Annotated in this window: 15 protein-coding genes; 6 read left to right on the forward strand and 9 right to left on the reverse strand. The window is 66.2% G+C overall.

The features are described 5' to 3' along the window. Nucleotides 1-56: 56 nt before the first annotated feature. The 4 genes from QFZ47_RS09010 to QFZ47_RS09025 all read left to right on the forward strand — a co-directional run bounded on the left by QFZ47_RS09010 (nt 57) and on the right by QFZ47_RS09025 (nt 4359). A complete protein-coding gene (locus QFZ47_RS09010; RefSeq protein WP_307655317.1) occupies nt 57-641 on the forward strand; it encodes a TRAP transporter small permease in 585 nt (194 codons plus the stop codon). Beyond that, nucleotides 638-1936, forward strand: a complete 1299-nt coding sequence (locus QFZ47_RS09015) for a TRAP transporter large permease (protein ID WP_307655318.1) — start codon at nt 638-640, stop codon at nt 1934-1936. Before QFZ47_RS09010 ends, QFZ47_RS09015 begins: the two co-directional genes overlap by 4 nt. Before the next feature lie 399 nt (nt 1937-2335). Then, nucleotides 2336-3373: a DctP family TRAP transporter solute-binding subunit gene (locus QFZ47_RS09020; protein WP_307655319.1), complete on the forward strand. Its 1038-nt coding sequence runs from the start codon at nt 2336-2338 to the stop codon at nt 3371-3373. A 47-nt stretch (nt 3374-3420) separates the two neighbouring features. Next, nucleotides 3421-4359 carry a nucleoside hydrolase gene (locus QFZ47_RS09025; RefSeq protein ID WP_307655320.1) on the forward strand — a complete coding sequence of 313 codons (939 nt, stop codon included), beginning with the start codon at nt 3421-3423 and terminating at the stop codon, nt 4357-4359. Nucleotides 4360-4432: 73 nt separating this feature from the next. Here the strand turns inward: QFZ47_RS09025 and QFZ47_RS09030 are convergent, their stop codons facing one another. From QFZ47_RS09030 to QFZ47_RS09055, 6 genes are all read right to left on the reverse strand, one after another. Then, on the reverse strand, nt 4433-5170 hold the full coding sequence (locus QFZ47_RS09030) for an amino acid ABC transporter ATP-binding protein (protein WP_307658910.1): 738 nt from the start codon (nt 5168-5170) through the stop codon (nt 4433-4435). Between the two features lie 37 nt (nt 5171-5207). Further along, entirely contained in the window at nt 5208-5897 is a 690-nt protein-coding gene (locus tag QFZ47_RS09035) for an amino acid ABC transporter permease (RefSeq protein ID WP_018903697.1), read from the reverse strand. A gap of 1 nt (nt 5898) precedes the next feature. After that, nucleotides 5899-6633, reverse strand: coding sequence for an amino acid ABC transporter permease (locus tag QFZ47_RS09040; protein WP_307655321.1), 735 nt, complete (start codon nt 6631-6633; stop codon nt 5899-5901). 132 nt (nt 6634-6765) lie between these two features. After that, nucleotides 6766-7668 (reverse strand): transporter substrate-binding domain-containing protein, encoded by a 903-nt coding sequence (locus QFZ47_RS09045; RefSeq protein ID WP_307655322.1) that lies wholly within the window; start codon nt 7666-7668, stop codon nt 6766-6768. Between the two features lie 172 nt (nt 7669-7840). Continuing rightward, a complete protein-coding gene (locus QFZ47_RS09050; RefSeq protein WP_307655323.1) occupies nt 7841-9292 on the reverse strand; it encodes an aspartate ammonia-lyase in 1452 nt (483 codons plus the stop codon). A gap of 174 nt (nt 9293-9466) precedes the next feature. Continuing rightward, on the reverse strand, nt 9467-10474 hold the full coding sequence (locus QFZ47_RS09055; protein WP_307655324.1) for a LysR substrate-binding domain-containing protein: 1008 nt from the start codon (nt 10472-10474) through the stop codon (nt 9467-9469). Between the two features lie 60 nt (nt 10475-10534). On the opposite strand from QFZ47_RS09055, the gene QFZ47_RS09060 reads away from it, so the two are divergent. Continuing rightward, nucleotides 10535-11977 carry an amidase gene (locus QFZ47_RS09060; RefSeq protein ID WP_307655325.1) on the forward strand — a complete coding sequence of 481 codons (1443 nt, stop codon included), beginning with the start codon at nt 10535-10537 and terminating at the stop codon, nt 11975-11977. Between the two features lie 112 nt (nt 11978-12089). Here QFZ47_RS09060 and QFZ47_RS09065 read toward each other — a convergent pair whose 3' ends face one another. Together QFZ47_RS09065 and QFZ47_RS09070 are read right to left on the reverse strand one after the other, a co-directional pair. Beyond that, nucleotides 12090-13028, reverse strand: a complete 939-nt coding sequence (locus QFZ47_RS09065) for a 2-hydroxyacid dehydrogenase (protein WP_307655326.1) — start codon at nt 13026-13028, stop codon at nt 12090-12092. A gap of 41 nt (nt 13029-13069) precedes the next feature. Continuing rightward, nucleotides 13070-14947 (reverse strand): ABCB family ABC transporter ATP-binding protein/permease, encoded by a 1878-nt coding sequence (locus QFZ47_RS09070; protein ID WP_307658911.1) that lies wholly within the window; start codon nt 14945-14947, stop codon nt 13070-13072. A gap of 41 nt (nt 14948-14988) precedes the next feature. On the opposite strand from QFZ47_RS09070, the gene QFZ47_RS09075 reads away from it, so the two are divergent. Then, entirely contained in the window at nt 14989-15417 is a 429-nt protein-coding gene (locus QFZ47_RS09075; protein WP_307655327.1) for an acyl-CoA thioesterase, read from the forward strand. Between the two features lie 6 nt (nt 15418-15423). Here QFZ47_RS09075 and QFZ47_RS09080 read toward each other — a convergent pair whose 3' ends face one another. Continuing rightward, complete coding sequence (locus tag QFZ47_RS09080; RefSeq protein ID WP_307658912.1) at nt 15424-16530, reverse strand: ABC transporter substrate-binding protein; 1107 nt, start codon at nt 16528-16530, stop codon at nt 15424-15426. Nucleotides 16531-16606: the final 76 nt, after the last annotated feature.

Genomic DNA, 16606 nt, shown 5'->3' on the forward strand with positions numbered 1-16606 from the left:
ATGAACGGGCCGGACATGAATCGTTACCATCCTTGGCTGCTTCCCTTCCCCTCTCGATGACCACTCCCAACGAGTCCGGCCCCCTGCTGGACGCCGCCAGCCCCCTTCCCCCAGATATCGAAGCCGCCGACGAGCCCACCCGGGTGCCGCTCGCCATCGAAGACTGGCTCACCGTCATCATCATGGGCGCGCTGGCGCTCATCACCTTTGCCAACGTGCTGGTGCGCTACTTCACCGACTCTTCGTTCGCGTGGACCGAAGAGTTCTCGGTCTTCCTGATGATCATGCTGGCGCTGGTGGCCGGCTCGGCCGCGGTGGCGCGCGACCGGCACATCCGCATCGAATATTTTTCCGAGAGCGGCTCCATGGCGCGGCGCAGGCGGCTCGCGCAGTTCGGCGCGCTCATGATCGCCATCCTGTTCACGCTGATCGGCGCGCTCAGCATCCGCATGGTGTGGGACGACTACCGCTTCGACGAGACCACGCCGGGCATCGGCCTGCCGGCCTGGTGGTATTCGATCTGGCTGCCGATCGTGTCCTTCGCCATCGCGCTGCGCGCGGTGGGCCTGATGGTCCGCCGCGGCCGCAAGGCATACCGCAACGACACGAAGAACCTCGGCGACAAGGGCGACGCATCGTGATCCCCACCCTGCTCTTCGTCGCCTTCGTTGCGATGATGCTGGTGGGCGTGCCCATCGGCGCCGCGCTGGGCCTGGCCGGCGCCGCCTGCATCGCGCTGGCCAACAGCGACGCCCAGTGGTTCGGCCTGCTGGCCGTGCCGCAGAACTTCTATGCCGGGCTCGGCAAGTACCCGCTGCTGGCCATTCCGATGTTCGTGCTGGTGGGCTCCATCTTCGATCGATCGGGCGTGGCGCTGCGGCTCGTGAACTTTGCGGTCGCCATCGTCGGGCGCGGGCCCGGCATGCTGCCGCTGGTGGCCATTGCAGTGGCGATGTTCCTCGGCGGCATCTCGGGCTCGGGCCCGGCCAATGCCGCGGCCGTGGGCGCGGTGATGATCGCGGCCATGTCGCGCGCGGGCTACCCGGCCGCGTTCTCGGCCAGCGTGGTGGGCGCCGCGGCGGCCACCGACATCCTGATTCCGCCGTCGGTCGCGTTCATCGTGTACTCGGTGCTGGTGCCCGGCGCCTCGGTGCCGGCGCTGTTCGCGGCCGGCATGATCCCGGGCGTGATGGCCGGCCTGGCGCTGATGATCCCGGCCGTGCTGCTGGCCCGCCAGCACAAGATGGGCGCGCTCGAAGCGACGCTGCCGCGCCCGCCGTTCTGGAAGAGTTTTCGCGAAGCGATCTGGGGCCTGGCCGCGCCGGTGCTGATCCTGGGCGGCATGCGCGCGGGCTGGTTCACGCCCACCGAAGCCGCGGTGGTGGCGGTGTTCTACGGCCTGTTCGTGGGCATGTGCATTCACCGGACCATCAAGGTGCGCGACCTGTTCGTCATATTGCGGGAATCGGGCGAACTCTCGGCCGTGATCCTGCTGGTGGTGTCGCTCGCGGGCATCTTCGCGTACTCGCTCTCGACGCTGGGCATCATCGACCCGGTGACGCGCGCCATCGTGAATTCGGGCCTGGGCGAATACGGCATCCTGGCGCTCTTGATCCTGCTGCTGATCACGGTGGGCATGTTCCTGGACGGCGTGTCGATCTTCCTGATCTTCGTGCCGCTCTTGCTGCCGATCGTGCAGTACTACAAGTGGGACCCGGTGTGGTTCGGCGTGATCCTCACGCTCAAGGTCGCATTGGGCCAGTTCACGCCACCGCTCGCGGTCAACCTGATGGTCTCTTGCCGCATCGCCAAGGTGCGCATGGAAGAGACGGTGCGCTGGGTCGGCTGGATGCTGTTCTCGATGTTCGTGGTGATGGTGCTGGTGATCGCGTTTCCGGAACTTGCTTTGTGGCTGCCGAGGAAGCTGGGGTACTGAAATGCGACGCTGCATTGCTTTGCGTTGCGTCGGCCGCCATTCAGGGCGCGCTCCCGCCGACGGGGTACCTTGCTCCGCGAATGTCCTCCGGCCTGCGGCCTCCCCCTTAATTTCGCTGCGCAAGGCACCCCATCGACGGGAGCGTGATTCAGAGCAGTCGTTGATCAGCGATACACCCAGAGCGTGCCCTGGTGCACAGGGCATCGGGTACTCCCCGCAGCGAAATCAAGGAGGAGGCCGAAGGCCGGGGGACATTCGCGGAGGGGAGTACCCGGTGGCCTGTGCACGCGCCCCGAACAACAGCGCCCCGAACAAGAGCACCTCGAACACCTCCAGCTCAGTACCGTTCCTGAAAATATCCCATCGCTTAGTTGTGTTCAGAAAACAAGGAGACCTCTCATGAAATTCCGCCGCACCCTGCTGGGCCTTGCCGCCGCAGCCACCGCCCTGGGCATGTTCTCGACAGGCGCCATGGCGCAGGCTGCCTACAAGCCCGAATACAAGATGTCGCTGGTGCTCGGCCCGCCGACACCCTGGGGCCAGGCCGGAAAGCTCTGGGCCGACCTCGTGAAGGAGCGCACCCAGGGCCGCATCAACATCAAGCTGTACCCCGGCGTGTCGCTCATCCAGGGCGACCAGACGCGCGAGTTCAGCGCGCTGCGCCAGGGCGTGATCGACATGGCCGTGGGCTCGACCATCAACTGGTCGCCGCAAGTCAAGCAGCTCAACCTGTTCTCCATGCCCTTCCTGATGCCCGACTACGCGGCCATCGACGCGCTCACCCAGGGCGACGTGGGCAAGGAAATGTTCAAGACCCTCGACAAGGCCGGCGTCGTGCCGCTCGCCTGGGGCGAGAACGGCTACCGCGAGATCACCAACTCGAAGAAGCCGATCAAGTCGCCCGCCGACCTCAAGGGCATGAAGATCCGCGTGGTCGGCTCGCCGATCTATTCCGACATGTTCACCGCGCTCGGCGCCAACCCCACGCAGATGAGCTGGGCCGATGCGCAGCCCGCGCTCGCCAGCGGCGCGGTCGACGGCCAGGAGAACCCGCTGTTCCTGTTCACCGTGCTCAAGATGCACACCGTGGGCCAGAAGTTCGTGACCACCTGGGGCTACGTGGCCGACCCGCTGGTGTTCGTGGTCAACAAGGAAATTTGGGCTTCGTGGACGCCGGCCGACCAGGCCATCGTGCGCCAGGCCGCCGTCGATGCCGGCAAGCAGGAAATCGAGATCGCGCGCAAGGGCCTGGTGGAAGCCGACAAGCCGGTGCTCAAGGACATTGCCGGCATGGGCGTGACCGTGACCCAGCTCACGCCCGCCGAGCGCGAAGCCTTCGTGAAGGCCACGCGGCCGGTGTACGACAAGTGGAAGACCACGGTGGGCGCGGACCTGGTGGCCACCGCCGAAAAGGCGATCGCGGCGCGCAAGAAGTAAACAGGCAGGGTCGGCGCCGGATCGGGGTGGGACGCGACAATGTCGCGATGCACACCCTGATCATCGACACGGACCCGGGCGCGGACGATGTGATCGCGCTGCTGTTTGCCATGGCGGCGCCCGAAGCGCTGAAGCTTCAGGCGCTGACCACGGTGGCCGGCAATGTTCCGCTGGCCAAGACCTCGCGCAACGCGCGCCTCGCCTGCGAATGGGCCGGGCGGCCGGACATTCCGGTGTACGCGGGCGCCGAACAGCCGCTGCAGCGCGCGCCGATTTACGCGGCCAACATCCACGGCCGCGAAGGCATTACCGGCGTGACGGTGCACGAACCCGCCGCGCCGCTGGCCGAAGGCCATGCGGTCGACTACCTGGTCCGCACGCTGCGCGCTGTGCCCGAAAAAAGCCTGACGCTCGCGATGCTCGGCCCGCAAACCAACCTGGCGCTCGCCCTTGAACAAGCGCCCGACATCGTGCGCGGCCTGCGCGAACTGGTGCTCATGGCCGGCGCGCATTTCAACGGCGGCAACATCACGCCGACCGCGGAGTTCAACGTGTTCGCCGATCCGCATGCGGCCGAGGCCGTGCTGAAGTGCGGCGTGCCGATCACCATGCTGCCGCTGGACGTGACGCACAAGATCCTCACGAGCGACGAGCGCATCGCGCGGCTGCGCGCCATCGGCAACCAGGCCGGCCAGATCGTCGCAGACATCCTGGGCGCCTATGCCCCGCAGGAAATGCGGCACTACGACATGCCCGGCGGCCCGGTGCACGATGCCACGGTCATCGCCTACCTGCTGCAGCCCTCGCTCTTCAGAGGCAAGCTGATCAACGTCGAAGTCGACAGCCGCGAAGGCATGGGCTTCGGGCAGACGGTGGCCGACTGGTACGGCAGCCTGCATCGCACACCCAACGTGAACTGGATCGTTGAGGGCGATGCACAGGGCTTCTTCGACCTGCTGACCGAACACATCGCGCGGCTGCCATAAAGCCCCCACGGGCAAATAAAAAAGCCACGCTGTGAACAGCGTGGCTTTTGCTTTTTGTGCCGCAGCGAATCGATCAGTGCTGCAGGATCTTGTTGAGGAAATCCTTCGTGCGCGGCTGGCGGTTTTCAGGGTGGCTGAAGAACTCGTCCTTCGGGCAGTCTTCCAGGATCTTGCCGCCCACGTCGATGAAAATCACGCGGCTCGCCACCTTGCGGGCAAAGGCCATTTCGTGGGTGACCACCATCATGGTCATGCCGTCCTTGGCCAGGGCCACCATCACGTCGAGCACTTCGCCGACCATTTCGGGGTCGAGCGCCGAGGTTGGCTCGTCGAACAGCATCACGATCGGGTCCATGCTGAGCGCGCGGGCAATGGCCACGCGCTGCTGCTGGCCGCCCGAGAGCTGGCCAGGGAACTTGTCCTTGTGCGCCATCAGGCCCACGCGGTCGAGCATCTTGAGGCCGCGGGTCTTGGCTTCGTCGGGGCTGCGGCCCAGCACCTTGATCTGGGCGATCGTGAGGTTCTCGGTGACCGACAGGTGCGGAAACAGCTCGAAGTGCTGGAACACCATGCCGACCTTGGAGCGCAGCTTGGGCAGGTTGGTCTTGGGGTCGTGCAGCGGAATGCCGTTGACGGTGATCTCGCCCTTCTGGAAGGGCTCGAGCGCGTTCACGGTCTTGATGAGGGTGGACTTGCCCGAGCCCGAGGGCCCGCACACCACCACCACGTCGCCCTTGGCGATGCTCACCGAACACTCGTTGAGCACCTGCACCGGGCCATACCACTTCGAGACGTTCTTGATTTCAATCATTTTTTCGGACATTTCTTTCTCCGGTTCAGCCAATCAGCTAGCGAATGATGGCGATCTTCTTGTGGAGGCGCTTGACGAGCCACGACAAGGCATAGCACATGATGAAGTAAACCACGGCCGCGAGCAGGTAGGCCTCGATCGGGCGGCCGAAGTTCTTGCCCGCGGTCTCGAAGCCCTTGAGCATGTCGTAGGCGCCAATGGCATAGACCAGCGAGGTGTCCTGGAACAGGATGATGGTCTGCGTGAGCAGCACCGGCAGCATGTTGCGGAAGGCCTGCGGCAGCACCACGAGACGCATGTTCTGGCCATAGGTCATGCCGACCGCCTGGCCCGCATTCACCTGGCCGCGCGGAATCGACTGGATGCCCGCGCGCATGATCTCGCTGAAGTAGGCCGCCTCGAACGCGATGAAGGTGATCACGGCCGAGATTTCCGAACGGTAGTTCGAGCCGATGGAGCCGAAGGCCGCGTAGAACGAGGCCGGCACCAAGAGGAAGAACCACAGGATCACCATCACCAGCGGAATGCTGCGCATGCCGTTGACATAAATGGCGGCGGGCGCATCGAGCCACTTCTTGCCCGACAGGCGCATGAGCGCCAGCACGGTGCCGAAGAGCACGCCGCCGATGGTGGCCACGATCGTCAGCATGATGCTGAAGTAGAAGCCCTTGACGACGAAGTTGCTGATGACGTCCCAGTTGTAGAACGACAGGTCGAGATTCATCATGTCAGTGCCCCCCGCCGCCAGCGCTGGCCGAGACGATGAAGCCCGGCACGCGGGTCTTCTTCTCGATGAACGCCATGAGGCGGTTGATCGCAAAGGCCGAGATCACGTAGAGCCCCGTCACCGCCAGGTACACCTCGATGCCGCGCGAGGTTTCTTCCTGCGCCTGCATGGCGAACATCGTGAGTTCGGTCACCGACACGGCAAATGCCACCGACGAGTTCTTGAAGATGTTCATCGTCTCGCTGGTGAGCGGCGGAATGATGATGCGGTAGGCCATCGGCAAGATGACGTAGCGGTAGTACTGCGGCGTGGTGAAACCCACTGCCATGCCCGCATAGCGCTGGCCCTTGGGCAGCGCCTGGATGCCCGAGCGCACCTGTTCGGCAATGCGCGCCGAGGTGAAGAAGCCCAGCGCCAGCACCACCAGCACGAAGCTCGGCACGCCCTTCATAACCGGCACCAGCGCCGGAATCACGTGGTACCAGAGGAAGATCTGCACCAGCAGGGGGATGTTGCGGAACAATTCGACCCAGGCATTGCCCAGGCGTATGAGCCATGGACTGTCGGGCAAGGTGCGGATGATGCCGACGAGCGAACCCAGCACCAGCGCGACGATCAGCGCCAGCAGGGCCACGGACACGGTCCAGCCCCATGCGGACAGCATCCATTGCCAGTAGGTCGGGTACTTCCCGCCCGGGTCTTGCAAGAAGACCTGCCAATCCCAGTTTGATCCCATCGGGGACTCTCCTTCTTTCAGATTTCCAGACTGCTATCTAGCTAGCTTGCAGAGGCCGTGCCCGCGCGCCGCGTTTGCGAAAACAAACGCCCGCCGGGGGCGGCGGGCGTTGCGCAGATGACCTTGCGGTGTTTACTTCTTGGCGGCGTAGTCTTCCATCGGCTTGTCGTTCGGGTTGGCCCAGGCCGCCTTGGTGGCTTCGGACAGCGGCAGGTTCACCGTGACGTTTGCTGGCGGGATCGGCTTCAGGAACCACTTGTCCCAGAGCTTGGCGAGGTCGCCGTTCTTGATCTGCGCCTTGATGCTGTCGTCCACCACCTTCTTGAAGGCGGCGTCGTCCTTGCGGATCATGATGGCGATGGGCTCGACGCTGAGCACTTCGCCCACGATCTTGTAGTCGGCAGGCGACTTGGACTTGGCGATGTTCGAGGCCAGGATGGAAGCGTCCATCACGAAGGCGTCGGCGCGGCCCGATTCGAGCAGCAGGAAGCTGTCGGAGTGGTCCTTGCCATAGAGCTCCTTGAAGTCGATGCCGCCGGCGCGCTCGTTCTTGCGCAGGTGCTGGACCGACGTGGTGCCGGTGGTGGTGGCCACGGTCTTGCCGTTGAGGTCCTTGATCGAAGTGATGCCCGAGTTGGCCTTGACCGCGATGCGCACTTCCTCGACGTAGGTGGTCACCGCGAAGGCAACGTCCTTCTGGCGCGTGGCGTTGTTGGTGGTGGAGCCGCACTCGATGTCGACGGTGCCGTTCTGCACCAGCGGCACGCGGTTCTGCGAGGTCACGGGCTGGTACTTGGTTTCGAGCTTGGCAAGGCCCAGGTTCTTCTGGATGTCCTTGATGATGTTGGCGCAGATGTCGTAGTGGAAACCGGTGTACTGGCCGTTGCCCAGCGTGTACGACAGGCCGGAAGATTCCCGCACGCCTTCGGTGATGGCGCCCGAGGCCTTGATCTTGGCCAGGGTGTCATTGGCCTGTGCAAATGCGCCGCCGGCAGCCAGGGCTGCAATTGCCAATGCCAATACTTGCTTGTTCATACGGAAAACTCCTGAGGTGACTGGAAGATACAGATACAACGAAATTCTAGACATTCACGTCATGGGGAATACCCGGGCCAACCCGGTGCATTCCCAATGACGACCGCACCGGCCGCGCGCATTCGAGCGCTGTCGTGGTGCAGGCGAACCCATTGGCATTGTCCGACTTTCACTAAGCAGCCTTTGTGCCCGAGGGCTCGGCAGCCGGCGGCACCGGCGCGGACAGGCGCACGGGCTGGGTCAGGTTCTCGGGCACGAGCAGCGCCTCCATCTCGGCGCGCGTCATGATGCCGAGCGATTCGGCCACCAGGTCGATGGGCCCGCCGGTGGCCAGCGCGGTCTTGGCGATCAGCGCCGCCTTTTCATAGCCGATCAGCGGATTGAGCGCGGTGACCAGCGTGACCGATTCGCGCACCCGCTTGGCCAGGAACTCGCGGTTGGCTTCGATGCCATCGACGCAGTTCTGCCGCAGCGTGTCGCAGGCATTGCCCAGGTGCTTGATGCTCTTGAACAGGCTCCATCCCATGATCGGCTCGAAGGCGTTGAGCTGCAGCTGGCCGGCCTCCGAGGCCATCGTGACCGTGATGTCGTTGCCGATGACCTCGAAAGCCACCTGGTTCATGACTTCCGGGATCACCGGGTTGACCTTGCCCGGCATGATCGACGAGCCCGCCTGGCGCGCCGGCAGGCGGATCTCGCCGAAGCCCGCCTGCGGCCCGCTCGACAGCAGGCGCAGGTCGTTGCAGGTCTTGCTGAGCTTGGTGGCCACGCGCTTGAGCACGCCCGACAGCTGCACGAAGGCGCCGGTGTCCTGCGTGGCCTCGATGAGGTTGGCGGACTGCTTGAGCGGCACGCCGGTCTGCTCGGCCAGGTACTGGCAGGCCAGGTTGGCATAGCCGTGCGGCGCGTTGATGCCGGTGCCGATGGCGGTGGCGCCCAGGTTGATTTCCTCGATGAGTGCGCGCGCCTCGCCCAGCCGGGCCTCGTCTTCGCCAATCATGATGGCGTAGGTCAGGAACTCCTGGCCCAGCGTCATGGGCACGGCGTCCTGCAGCTGGGTGCGGCCGATCTTCAGGATGTCCTTGAACTCGAGCGCCTTGGCCTCGAAGCTGCGCCGCAGCGCGGCCATGGATTCGAGCAGCTTGCCGATGGCGAACCACAGCGCCAGCCGCACCGCCGTGGGGTACACGTCGTTGGTGCTTTGCGAGGCGTTGACGTGGTCGTTGGGGTGCAGCACGTCGTAGCGGCCCTTTTCATGGCCGAGCTTCTCGAGCGCGAGGTTGCAGATCACCTCGTTGGCGTTCATGTTGGTGGAGGTGCCGGCGCCACCCTGGATCACGTCGACCACGAATTCATCGAGCAATTTGCCCTCGATGAGGTCCTCGCAGGCCAGGATGATGGCGGCCGCGCGGTCCCGGTCGATGGCGCCGAGGTCGGCATTGGCCCGGGTGGCGGCTTTCTTCACATAGGCCAGCGCGCGCACCAGATCGGGCATGGCCGAAATGCGGGTGCCGGAGATGGCGAAATTCTCGACCGCGCGCGCCGTGTGCACGCCCCAGTAGGCAAAGGCAGGAATCTGCTTCTCGCCGAGAAAGTCGTGTTCGGTCCTGAAATTGGGGCTCATGCAGGTTCCTCGGCTAAAAAAAAGCACGCGGAGGGCGCGTGCCTGAAAGATTGCTGTGTGACAGCGGCAAAAACTGCCGCGACTGTAGTGGCGCCGGGCTCGCGGCGCCAATGCCGTTTGCGGGGAGCCTTATGCGCGGCATTTATAGATTGTGCAGCGCACAAATTCGCCGCGTCAATCGATCGATCCATGCCCACCGCCAGGCTGGGCGCCGACCAGATACGACCACAGCGCATCGGCCGTGCGCTTGGGCTGAAGGCCTTCAGAGCCCGCGGCCGCCTTGGCGGCGCGGCTGCCGCCCGTCTTCACGGGTGCCGGCGCGCTCGGCCGCTCGCGGTAGGCGCGGATCTCCATGGTCGCCTCCAGGCTGTCGATCTCGGGCGGCAGCGCGCTCACCAGCTTGCGCGCCTTGATCTCGTTGCGCACCGCGCTCTGCGGCAGAAACGCGATGCCATGGCCTTCGAGCGCCATGACCTTCAGGCCTTCGGCCATGTCGGTTTCATAGACCCGGTCGAGGTGGATGGCGGTGCCCGACTCCTTCAGCAGCTGGTCGACCACGCGTCCCAGGTAGGCGCCGGGTGCGTAGCCCAGGTAGGGCAGCGGCTGGCCCGGCCGGCCGGGCAGCCGGAAGCGCGGCGCGCCGTCGGCATCGGCCTTGACCCAGGGCGCCACGGTTTCCTCGCCCAGGCTGACCATCTCGTACTTGTTGGCGTCCAGCTGCAGCGGCTGGGAAGGATGGTGGTAGGCGATCAGCAGGTCGCAGCTGCCCTCGACCAGGCGCAGCACGGCGTCGTGCACGTTGAGCGCGATGAGCCGGCTCTTGATGGGGCCGAAGTGCTCGCGCAGGCTGGTCACCCAGGAGGGAAAGAAAGTGAAGGCCAGCGTATGCGGCACCGCGATCTCGATCACATCCTGCCCGGCGGCCGAATGGCCGCGCAGCATGGCGCGGGTGCTCTGCAGCGACTGCAGCATCTCGATCGCCTGACTGTAGAGCGTCTGGCCCGCGGGCGTGAGGCGCGTGGGGTAGGAACTGCGGTCGACCAGGTCGGTGCCGGCCCAGCCTTCGAGCGCCTGGATGCGGCGCGAGAACGCGGGCTGGGTCACGTGCCTCAACTGGGCCGAGCGGCTGAAGCTGCGCGTTTCCGCCAAACTGATGAAGTCTTCGAGCCACTTTGTTTCCATACGCGGCGATTATGCGAGCGCCGCGCCATACTGGGCGCCCCCTCTTTTCCCGCATTCGCCATGCCTTCAGCCGATCTGCTCGACTTGAGCGCCACCGAACTCTCGCGCCGCATCGCCTCGCGCAGCGTGTCCTGCCATGAGCTGATGCAGGCTTCGCTGGCGCGCATCGAGGCGCTCAACCCGCGCTTCAATGCCATCGTTTCGCTGCGCGAGCCAGCGCAGCTGCTGGCCGAAGCGGGCGAGCGCGATGCCGAGCTGGCGCACGGCGAGCGGCGCGGCTGGATGCACGGCTTTCCGCTCGCGGTGAAGGACCTGAGCCACGCCGCCGGCCTGCCGACCTCGATGGGCTCGCCGCTGTCGCCGCGCTCGCCGGCGCGCACCGACAGCCTCCATGTCGCCCGAATGCGCGCGGCCGGCGCCATCGTGATCGGCAAGACCAACACGCCCGAATTCGGCCTGGGCTCGCACACCTACAACACGGTGTTCGGCATCACGCGCAACGCCTATGCGCCCGAGCGCAGCGCCGGCGGCAGCAGCGGCGGCGCCGCTGTGGCGCTGGCCCTGGGCATGCTGCCGGTGGCCGACGGCAGCGACATGATGGGTTCGCTGCGCAACCCGGCCGCGTTCAACAACGTGATCGGCATGCGGCCTTCGCGCGGACGCGTGCCCGGCGATCCGGAGCAGGAGCTCTTCTTCCAGCAACTGGGCACCGAAGGCCCGATGGCCCGCACAGTGGAAGACGCGGCGCGGCTGCTCGCGGTGCAGGCGGGCTTCGACACGCGCGTGCCGCTGTCGTCGCCGCAGGCATTGCCTTCGCCCGATGCGCTGCAGCTCGACGGCGATGTGCAGGGCCTGCGCGTCGGCTGGCTCGGCAGCATCTGGCCGGATCTGCCGCTGGCGCCGGGTATTCGCGAATTGGGCGAACGCGCGCTGGGCACCTTCCGCGCCATCGGCTGCGAGGTCGAGCCCTGCACGCTCGACATGCCGCGCGAGCACAACTGGAGCGCCTGGCTGCGGCTGCGCCAATTGCTGGTGGGCGGCAAGCTCGGCGCCTACCTGAGCGACCCGAAGCTGTTCGCGCAGCTCAAGCCCGAAGCGCGGTGGGAAATCGAGCAGAGCCGGCATCTGGATGCGGCCTCGCTCTACCAGGCTTCGCTCTACCGATCGAACGTGTACCGTGCGTTCCTCAGACTGTTCGAGCGCTTCGATTTCGTGCTGGCGCCGACCGCGCAGGTGTTCCCGTTCGATGCCGAACTGCACTGGCCCGCCGAAGTGGCCGGCGTGCCAAGCGACACCTACCACCGGTGGATGGAGATCGTGACGCCGTTCACGCTGGCGGGATTGCCGACGCTCAATGTGCGCGCGGGTTTCGGCGAAGGCGGCTTGCCGATGGGCCTGCAGCTGGCCGGGCCGATCCATGCGGACCTCGACGTGCTGCGGCTCGGGCATGCCTATGACCAGGCCTGCGGATGGGCCTCTCGTCGCCCCCCGGCCCTGGCTTGACTTGCTCCCTCCCCTTCCGGGGGAGGGCTGGGGTGGGGGCATGCGGCGCATCCATTGGACGCCCTGCCCGCCCCCATCCCGGCCTTCCCCCAGCGGGGGAAGGAGCAACACATCAGATGGGCGAGATAACGCCGCGCCCCGCAAAGTGGCCCTCGGCATTCGCGAGAAAGCGGTCCACCGAAGCCTGCGTGGCCTCGGGCGACCAGCCCGCCATGTGCGGCGTCAGCAGCACGTTGTCGAGGCCGACCAGCGGTTCGGGACGATTCGGCTCGCTTTCGTACACGTCGAGCCCCGCGCCCGCGATGCGGTTCCCGCGCAGCGCAGCAGCGAGCGCCTCGGTATCGACCACGCTGCCGCGCCCGATGCTGACCAGATAGCCCTGCGGCCCGAGCGCATCGAGCACCTCGGCATTCACGAGGTGCCGCGTGGCCGGTCCGCCCGGCGCGGCCAGCACCAGGAAATCGGCCCAGGCGGCGAGCGACTTCAGGTCGCCGAAGTAGCGGTGCGCCGCGCCTTCGCGCGGCTTGCGGTTGTGATAGCCGATCTCCATGTCGAACGCGGCCGCGCGCTTGGCGATCTTCTGGCCAATGGTGCCGAGCCCCAGGATGCCGAGCTTCTTGCCCGAGACGTTGGCCGGCTGCGGAATGGCTTCGCGCCACACGCCCTCGCGGCACAGCCGGTCGAGCTTGCGAAGCTCGCGCACGATGCCGATCAGGAGGCCGAAGGCATGGTCGGCCACGCAGTCGTCGTTGGTGCCCGCGCCATTGGCCGTGGCGATGCCGCGGGCGCGCGTCACTTCGAGCGGCACGCCTTCGTAGCCCGCGCCCATGCAGCAGATCAGTTCGACGGCCGGCATGGCCGCGATTTCTTCGGGCGTGATGCCGATCACGCCGATGGTCAGCACCGCGCGAAATTTCTTGCCATGTTCGGCAATCGCGGCGGCGCGCGCGGCGGGGTCGAAGGCATAGGTCACGTCGTAGACCTCGGCAATCTGGGCCTGGTGGGCGCTCGAGAGGCTGTTGAGCACCAGCAGGGGAATCTTGGTCGGCACGTCTGAACTCCTGGATCGATTTGAAAAAATGAATGATCGGGCTACATCAGCGGTGTGGCTTCGCTTTTCTGCAAAGCCCACATCTGCGCATAGCGGCTCTGCTTCGCAAGCAGCTCGGCATGGGTGCCGCGCTCGACGATCACGCCCGCTTCGAGCACCAGGATCTCGTGCGCATCGACCACGGTCGACAGGCGGTGGGCGATGACCAGCGTGGTCTTGTCCTGCGCGGCGCTCCTGAGTTCCGATTGAATGGCGCGTTCGTTGGCCGAATCGAGCGCCGAGGTGGCCTCGTCGAAGATCACGATCGGCGGGTTCTTGAGCAGCGTGCGCGCAATGGCCACGCGCTGCTTCTCCCCGCCCGAGAGCTTGAGGCCGCGCTCGCCCACGGTGGTTTCATAGCCCCTGGGCGTGGCCGAGATGAAGTCGTGGATGCGCGCCGCGCGGGCCGCGCCTTCCACCTCTTCGCGCGTGGCACCGGGGCGGCCGTAGGCGATGTTGTATTCGACCGTGTCGTTGAACAGCACCGTGTCCTGCGGCACGATGCCGATCGCGCGCCGCACGCTCGACTGCTGCACCTCGCGGATGTCCTGGCCGCCGATGGTGATGCGGCCCTGCTGAACATCGTAGAAGCGGTACAGCAGCCGCGCGAGCGTCGACTTGCCCGAGCCCGAGGGGCCGACCACGGCCACCGTCTTGCCGGCGGGAATCTCGAAGCTCACGTGCTTGAGGATGGGGCGGTCGGGCTCGTAGGCGAAGCTGACGTCCTCGAAGCGGATGGTGGAGTCGACGCCGCTGCCCTCACCCCCGCCCTCTCCCGGGGGGAGAGGGAGCAAAGACAAGGGCTGCGCGCCGGGCGCATCGCGCACTTCGCGCTCCTTTTCCATCAGCACGAACATCTTGTCGAGGTCGGTCAGGCTCTGCTTGATCTCGCGGTAGATCACGCCCAGGAAGTTGAGCGGAATGTAGAGCTGGATCATGAAGGCGTTGACCATCACCAGGTCGCCCAGCGTCATGCGCCCTTCGACCACGCCCGAGGTGGCGCGCCACAGCATCAGCACCAGGCTCACGGCAATCAGCAGCTGCTGCCCGGTGTTGAGCATGCTCAGCGTGCGCTGGCTCTTGATGGCCGCCTTGCGGTAGCGGTCCAGGCTGGCGTCGTAGCGCTTCGCCTCGAACTCCTCGTTGTTGAAGTACTTGACGGTTTCGTAGTTCAGCAGCGAATCGACGGCGCGGCTCTGGGCCATCGAGTCGAGCTCGTTCATGGTCTTGCGGAACTGCGTGCGCCACTCGGTCACCGTGACCGTGAAGGTGATGTAGAGCACCAGCGCCACGCCCGTGATCCAGACGAACAGCGAATCGAACTTCACGCCCAGGATGGTGAGCACCAGCGCCAGTTCGATGATGGTCGGCACGATGCTGTAGAGCGACATCGAAATGAGCGAATGCACGCCGCGCGTGCCGCGCTCGATGTCGCGCGTCATGCCGCCGGTCTGGCGCTCCAGGTGGAAGCGCAGGCTCAGCGAATGCAGATGGCCGAACACCTCCAGCGCGATCTGCCGCGCCGTGCCCTCGGTGGCCTTGGCGAAGATCAGCTCGCGCAGCTCGCCGAAGAGCGCGGTCGAAAAGCGCAGCAGCCCGTAGGCCAGCAAAAGTCCGATCGGCACGATCAGCAGCGCCTGCGCCATGTCCGGCTTGGGCGTCATGGTGTCGATCAGGTTCTTGAGCAGCACCGGCACGCCCACGTTGGCCACCTTGGCGCCCACCATGAAGCCGAGCGCGGCGATCACCCGCCACTTGTACTGCCAGAGGTAGGGGAAAAGGCGGCGCAGCGTCGCCCAATCGGAACGGTCGCTGCGCGCCGGCGCATGGCCGGTGGCGGTGTGGGAGGGAGGAGGTAGGGCTTCGCCGCTGCGGCGCATGAGGGACAATCGTGGTTGCTTGTTTGTTCCAGATTGTGCCCATGTCCGATATTTCCAGCACCGCTGCCGCCGCAACCCTCAAGAGCCTGCCCACCGACATGGAGCTGGTGCTCAAGGTCATTCCAATGCCGGCCGACGTCAATGCCAACGGCGACATCTTCGGCGGCTGGGTCATGGCGCAGTGCGACCTGGCCGGCTCGGTCATTCCGGCACGCTACGCCAAGGGGCGCATGGCCACCGTCGCGGTGAATGAATTCATCTTCAAGCAGCCGGTGCGGCTGGGCGACATCCTGTCCTTCTATTCGAAGCTGGTGCGCATCGGGCGCACCTCGATCACCGTCACGGTCGAGGTCTTCGCCGAGCGCTTCAAGGCGCAGGGCGAATACGTCAAGGTCACCCAAGCCACCTTCACCTACGTGGCCATCGACGACAACGGCCGGCCCCGGCCGATCGAGCAGCAGCAGCCCTGAGCGCGCTCACAGCGCCGGATCGCGCACCCGCTCGAAGCGTTCGAACTCGCGGTTGATCCAGCGCCCGTCGAGCCTTTCGGTGCGGCGGATGTAGACGGCCTGCACGATGTCCCGGGTGTGGGCGTCGATCTCGATCGGGCCGCGCGGGCTCTCGAGCTGGAGGCCCCGGAAAGCATCCACCAGCTGCTCCGCGCCCGCGCCGCCGCGCATGGCCGGCGAACTCATCGCAGCGTCGGCGGCCGCGAGCGCATCGTGCGCCGCCACCGCGAAATAGCCCGGCCGCAGATGGCTGCCGTACTCGGTCTCGAAGACGCCGGTGAAGCGGCGATTGGCCGCCGACTCATGGGCGAACGAATAGTGGTGGCTGGTCACCAGGCCATCGGCCAGCTCGCCGATGCCTTCGAGGTAGTGGTCGTCGGTGGCGTCGCCGGTCGCGAGCAGGCGGATGCCGGTGTCGGCCATGCCGCGGTCGCGCCAGAACTTGAGGAAGGTCGCCGGCATCTGGCCCGAAGGCAGGAAGAAGAACACCGCCTGCGGCCTGAGTTCGCGCAGCCGCAGCATGTAGGCTGAATAGTCGAACGTGCTGAGCGGCACGCGCAGCATCGCGCCGACGCGCCCACCGCCGGCGGTGATGGCCGAGACGAAGGCGCTTTCGGCATCGACCCCCGAGGCGTAGTCGGCCACCACGGTGCAGACATCGCGCAGCCCCTGCTGGAGCGCCCAGCGCGCCAGCGGCATCGCGACCTGCGCAATGGTGAAGGACACCCGCACCGCGAACGGGCAGCGCGCCGTGATGCCCGAGGAAGCCGCGTTCATCACCAGGAGGGGCACCTTGGCCTGCGTGGCCACGGCGCCGACCGCATAGGCGTTGGAACTGAAGTCCAGCCCCGCCAGCAGGTCGACGCGCTCGCTCTCCACCAGGTCCTGCGCATGGCGGCGCGCCTGCTCGGGCGCGCTGCCGGGCACATCGCGGCGCAGCAGTTCGACCGGGCGCCCCGCGATGCGCTGGTTGTGGGCGGCGAGCCAGACCGACATGCCGGCATCGAACTGGCGCCCGCCGGCGGCATAGGGGCCGGACCAGGAACCGATGAGGCCGATGCGCAGCGGCCGCACGCGGGCAAAAGCCAGCGAAGGCGCGGCCAGGGTGCCCGCGAGCAGGCCGAAAGTACGCCTGCGCGCCGCGTCGATT

It is taken from the genome of Variovorax paradoxus (assembly GCF_030815975.1).
In the GTDB taxonomy this organism is placed as follows: Bacteria; Pseudomonadota; Gammaproteobacteria; order Burkholderiales; family Burkholderiaceae_C; genus Variovorax; species Variovorax paradoxus_N.

Excerpts from the sequence above, each read along its gene's own strand:
- QFZ47_RS09010 (WP_307655317.1), top strand. The coding sequence starts at position 57 with ATGACCACTCCCAACGAGTCCGGCCCCCTGCTGGACGCCGCCAGCCCC.
- QFZ47_RS09020 (WP_307655319.1), top strand. The coding sequence starts at position 2,336 with ATGAAATTCCGCCGCACCCTGCTGGGCCTTGCCGCCGCAGCCACCGCC.
- QFZ47_RS09025 (WP_307655320.1), top strand. The coding sequence starts at position 3,421 with ATGCACACCCTGATCATCGACACGGACCCGGGCGCGGACGATGTGATC.
- QFZ47_RS09030 (WP_307658910.1), bottom strand. The coding sequence starts at position 5,170 with ATGATTGAAATCAAGAACGTCTCGAAGTGGTATGGCCCGGTGCAGGTG.
- QFZ47_RS09035 (WP_018903697.1), bottom strand. The coding sequence starts at position 5,897 with ATGATGAATCTCGACCTGTCGTTCTACAACTGGGACGTCATCAGCAAC.
- QFZ47_RS09040 (WP_307655321.1), bottom strand. The coding sequence starts at position 6,633 with ATGGGATCAAACTGGGATTGGCAGGTCTTCTTGCAAGACCCGGGCGGG.
- QFZ47_RS09045 (WP_307655322.1), bottom strand. The coding sequence starts at position 7,668 with ATGAACAAGCAAGTATTGGCATTGGCAATTGCAGCCCTGGCTGCCGGC.
- QFZ47_RS09050 (WP_307655323.1), bottom strand. The coding sequence starts at position 9,292 with ATGAGCCCCAATTTCAGGACCGAACACGACTTTCTCGGCGAGAAGCAG.
- QFZ47_RS09055 (WP_307655324.1), bottom strand. The coding sequence starts at position 10,474 with ATGGAAACAAAGTGGCTCGAAGACTTCATCAGTTTGGCGGAAACGCGC.
- QFZ47_RS09060 (WP_307655325.1), top strand. The coding sequence starts at position 10,535 with ATGCCTTCAGCCGATCTGCTCGACTTGAGCGCCACCGAACTCTCGCGC.
- QFZ47_RS09070 (WP_307658911.1), bottom strand. The coding sequence starts at position 14,947 with ATGCGCCGCAGCGGCGAAGCCCTACCTCCTCCCTCCCACACCGCCACC.
- QFZ47_RS09075 (WP_307655327.1), top strand. The coding sequence starts at position 14,989 with ATGTCCGATATTTCCAGCACCGCTGCCGCCGCAACCCTCAAGAGCCTG.